This is a genomic window from Desulfocurvus sp., from assembly GCF_023230885.1.
In the GTDB taxonomy this organism is placed as follows: Bacteria; Desulfobacterota; Desulfovibrionia; order Desulfovibrionales; family Desulfovibrionaceae; genus Desulfocurvus.
Genome location: NZ_JALNWM010000257.1, coordinates 1 through 3740, shown reverse-complemented (window position 1 = coordinate 3740; position 3740 = coordinate 1). Strand labels below are relative to the sequence as shown.

The window sequence follows — 3740 nt, the reverse complement described above, 5'->3', positions numbered from 1 at the left end:
CGGCGTAGGTGTTGGCGTTGGGGTCGGCGTTGTCGAGGGCGATGGACGCGGCGTTCAGGGTCGGGTTGAAGGGCCTGGACGAGGCGAAGGTGATGGGCGTGACGCTCACCCCGGTGGCGGTGGCCGGGGGGATGTCCTCGCCGTGCCTGTTGCTGTCGGCGTTGCCGGTCCAGTAGACCAGGGCGGAGTGGTTGTAGCCGGGGTCGCACTTGCTGCCGTCGGCGAAGGTGTCGACCTCCACGGCCATCTTGGGCGGATTCACGCCGCCGTCGGCGCCCAGGTTGCCCTGCACCTCGCTGTAGCCCATCCAGCTGTCGCTGCCCGAGGCTGCGCCGCAGGACTGCGGGCCGTTGTTGCCGTCGGCCAGGGCGAAGGTGAAGCCGCCGCCGTGGCCGCGGTTCTGGTCGGCGGGGTCGGCGTCGAGCTGGAAGGTGAAATAGGCCCGCACGCCGCCGCCCCAGTCGCACACGCCGTTGCCGCGCCCGTCGCCGGCGTTGGCATCCGAGCAGTTGCCCGCCGCGCTGCTGCCCTGATACCAGACGCAGGCCGCGCTCGGCGAGTTGGCCGTGGTGCTCATCTCGACGGTGCCTTCGGTGATGTTGACGCTGACCTTGCCTCCGCCTGCGGAGTGGGGGTCCACGCTGGTGGCGGCCCCGCCCTGGCTGGCCCCGGCGAAGTCGGCGATGTTCTGGGCGAAGGACACGTCGGAGCCGGGCGGGTTGTAGGAGTTGTTGCTGCTGTTGGTGCAGACCTTGCTGCGCAGGAAGTTGTAGGAGACGTAGGCCACGATGTCGTCGTAGGATTCCTGGCCGGGGGCCGGGCTTCCGTGGTCGGCCCAGGCGCGCACGTCGTAGGTCGTGACGTCGGTTCCGGAGACGGTGTGCTCTTCTTGCAGGTTGCGCCCGGCGCTGGACAGCACGAAGGCGATGCTGCTGTAGTCGGCGAGGCTGCCGTCGGGCTGGGTTTCGTGGACGGTGTACAGGGTGCCCGCGCCAGGCACGGCGTCGCACAGCGGGGACGCCGTAAGGGCCGAGGGCGCGCGGTAGACCAGGGTGTTGCCGTAGGGGTCGACCCTGGTGCCCAGCTCGCTGTTCGTGGGCAGGCGCTTGTTGATGAGCGCGAAGCCGATGATCTCGTCCTTGACCTGGGCCAGGTAGGCCTGGGCCGACGAGGATTTCTCGCGTTTGATCATGTCGGTGACGATGGGCGCCACAAGGCCCACCAGAAGCCCGATGATGACCAGCACGATGGCCATTTCGATGAGCGTGAACGCTCTGGCGGCGGTGCGGGATTTCACGGTGTCCCCTCTTTGGGTTGTCTGCCTTGCCCCGCCAGCGCGCGGGGCGGCCCGCTACTGCGCCAACAGGGTGCGCAGTTCGGGGGCGGTCAGGTACAGGTAGATGTCGTCGTCGCCTTCGATGGTCCACGGGACGGAGTAGTCCGGGGGCGTCGCGCGGTCGAAGTCCGGCGGGTCGTTCGGGTCCAGGGTCGCGGCCAGGGAACCGCCGGAGAACAGGTCGCGGTAGGACGCGTCGTCCAGCAGCCCGTCGGCCCCGGGGCTGACGAGGGCGAAGACCACATAGTTCACGTCGTTGCCGTTCATGTCGATGAGCCGGGAGGCGTCCCGGTCGGGGGTGGTGCCGTTGACGCCCTGGTGGGCGACGCTGGCCACATGGCGGCCGCCCAGGGCCACATAGCCCCCCGTGCCGTCGTCGGTGACCCCTTCAATGTAATGGACGTTCCGGCCCCAGGGGTCGAGCACGCCGCACAGGCAGGCGTCCACGTCCATAGCGGGGGCGCTGAAGCTGCCGCCCACCTGGCAGTCGAGCCCGGCCGTGTAGGACGGGTAGGTGTTGTTGTGGTACATCCTGCGCACGAGGCAGTCGCGCACTTCGGCCAGGTTGGTCTTGGCCTCGGCCAGGCGGCGGCCCTGGGTCACGGCGTTCCAGCCCACGGTCCCGGCGGCCAGGATGATGCCGATGATGACGATGACCACGGACAGCTCGATGAGCGTGAATCCGCTGCGGCCCCGTCGGCGTTGTTCTCCGGCGCCCGTGCCCGGAGGGGGCGAGCCGGTCGTGCTGTGTTTCATTGTACGCACTGTCCTGCCTGTTTTTATGATGCTGCGATAATGACCGCTTTCAGGGAAAAAAGCAATACAGGGGGGAAAAGGGGCGCATCGATGAAAAAAGAGCAGTTGGTGGGCCTTTGGGGGAATCATCCCCCTGCGCGGCAACAGCTCTTGCCATTTGTTCGTTTTGCTCGTAGGTTGCTCCACAATACGAAACCACGGATACGCATCGAGGCGAGGCTCCCAGAAGTATGCAGACAGCGGTTGCGAGACATCCGGCGAGGCGCGGCGGAACAAGGGCCCGGGCCGCGGGTTTCTCCTTCATCGAGTTCAGCGTGGCCCTGAGCCTTTTGTCCATCATCTTGCTGGGCCTTGTGCTTCTCGTCTCCTCCACTGACGACGACTCCCCCTACCCGGACATCACCCCGTACAAATGGACCAACGCCCTGTACACCTGGAACCAGGTGGAGCGGCTGCGCACCGCCGTGCGGCTTTACCAGGACCAGACCGGCGCCCTGCCCGGGGACTTTCCCCACGGCAACGCCAACGGGCGCATCGAAAAGGAACTGGGCGAAGCGGGGCGCGTGTTCGACGACCTGCGTCAGTCCGGCACGCTGCCCGACCCGCCGGTCCTCGTCCGGGGGCGGAAGATCATTCTGTACTACGCCGAATTGCGTATCGAAGGCCAGCCGGTGTCCGCGGGGCACTTCTTCAAGCTGGAGCGCTTCGACCGCCTGGAGGCCGTGGCCCTGGACCGCAAGTTCGACGACGCCCGGGGCGACTCGGGCAGTGTGATCGTCTCTGCCCGGGCGGATGGCGACGGGGTGGACTGCTACATTGCCCTGGATCTCTTCTAGCCCGCGCGGGGGCGCCGCCCCCGGCAACATCCCTGGCCCATGACGTTTTCCCCCTTCCCGCATTTCGGGCGCCTGGCCCTGGCTCTGGCCCTGGGGCTGCTTGTGCTGTTCGCCGCGCCGTGGGGCCCGGTCGGGGTGGCGCGGGCCCAGGCCCCGCAGCCGCTGCTCACGATTTTGTTCACCGGGAACTCCGAAGGCCGCTACCTGCCCTGCGAGGTGTGCGGCGAAACGGCCCGGGGCGGCCTGGCCCGCCGGGCCACGGCCCTGGCCCGCGTCCGCGGGCTCATGGATGGCCGGGTGCTGGTCCTTGGCGGGGGGCACGAGTTCACGCCCCTGCGGGCCGCCCTGGCCGGAGATAACGTCGCCCAGGCCCTGGCCCAGGCCTACGCGGCCATGCGCTACGATCTCGGGCTGCTGTCCGCCCGGGACTTCGAGTGGCTGCGCGCGGCGGAGGCCCTCCCGGGCCCGGCGTGGCTGCCGCCCGCCCGGGAATGCCGCCTGCGGATCCTGGAGGCGGGGGGGCTGCGGGTCGGTGTGGTCCTTCTGCCGACCCTGGGCGACATGTACGCCCCGGCGCCCCGGGAGGCCGTGGACGCGGTGCTTCGCGCCGCCCGGGAGGCCCGCCCGCAGGTGGACCTGCTGCTGGGGTTGGGCGTCTGGGGCTGGGAGGCCGACGCCACGCTGCTGGCCGCCGAAGACGCGGGCTTCGACGCCCTGCTGTCCACCGGCCCGGGGTGGGGCACCGGGGTGCGCCCCGCCCGGGAAGGCCGCCTGCTTGTGGTGCGCCCGGAATACCAGGGCTGGTCCGTGAT

At 69.3% G+C, this 3740-nt stretch carries 4 protein-coding genes; 2 read left to right on the top strand and 2 right to left on the bottom strand.

Translation table 11 applies throughout. The features are described from left to right. Window positions 1-1297: prepilin-type N-terminal cleavage/methylation domain-containing protein (locus tag M0P34_RS14265; RefSeq protein ID WP_291500306.1), on the bottom strand; the 1297-nt coding region annotated here is incomplete at its 3' end. Between the two features lie 54 nt (window positions 1298-1351). Then, a complete protein-coding gene (locus M0P34_RS14260; protein WP_291500304.1) occupies window positions 1352-2092 on the bottom strand; it encodes a prepilin-type N-terminal cleavage/methylation domain-containing protein in 741 nt (246 codons plus the stop codon). 230 nt (window positions 2093-2322) lie between these two features. On the opposite strand from M0P34_RS14260, the gene M0P34_RS14255 reads away from it, so the two are divergent. Beyond that, window positions 2323-2928, top strand: a complete 606-nt coding sequence (locus tag M0P34_RS14255) for a hypothetical protein (RefSeq protein WP_291500302.1) — start codon at window positions 2323-2325, stop codon at window positions 2926-2928. Between the two features lie 39 nt (window positions 2929-2967). Further along, window positions 2968-3740 (top strand): hypothetical protein (locus tag M0P34_RS14250; protein ID WP_291500300.1); only part of this gene is annotated, 773 nt, incomplete at its 3' end.

Excerpts from the sequence above, each read along its gene's own strand:
- M0P34_RS14260 (WP_291500304.1), bottom strand. The coding sequence starts at position 2,092 with ATGAAACACAGCACGACCGGCTCGCCCCCTCCGGGCACGGGCGCCGGA.
- M0P34_RS14255 (WP_291500302.1), top strand. The coding sequence starts at position 2,323 with ATGCAGACAGCGGTTGCGAGACATCCGGCGAGGCGCGGCGGAACAAGG.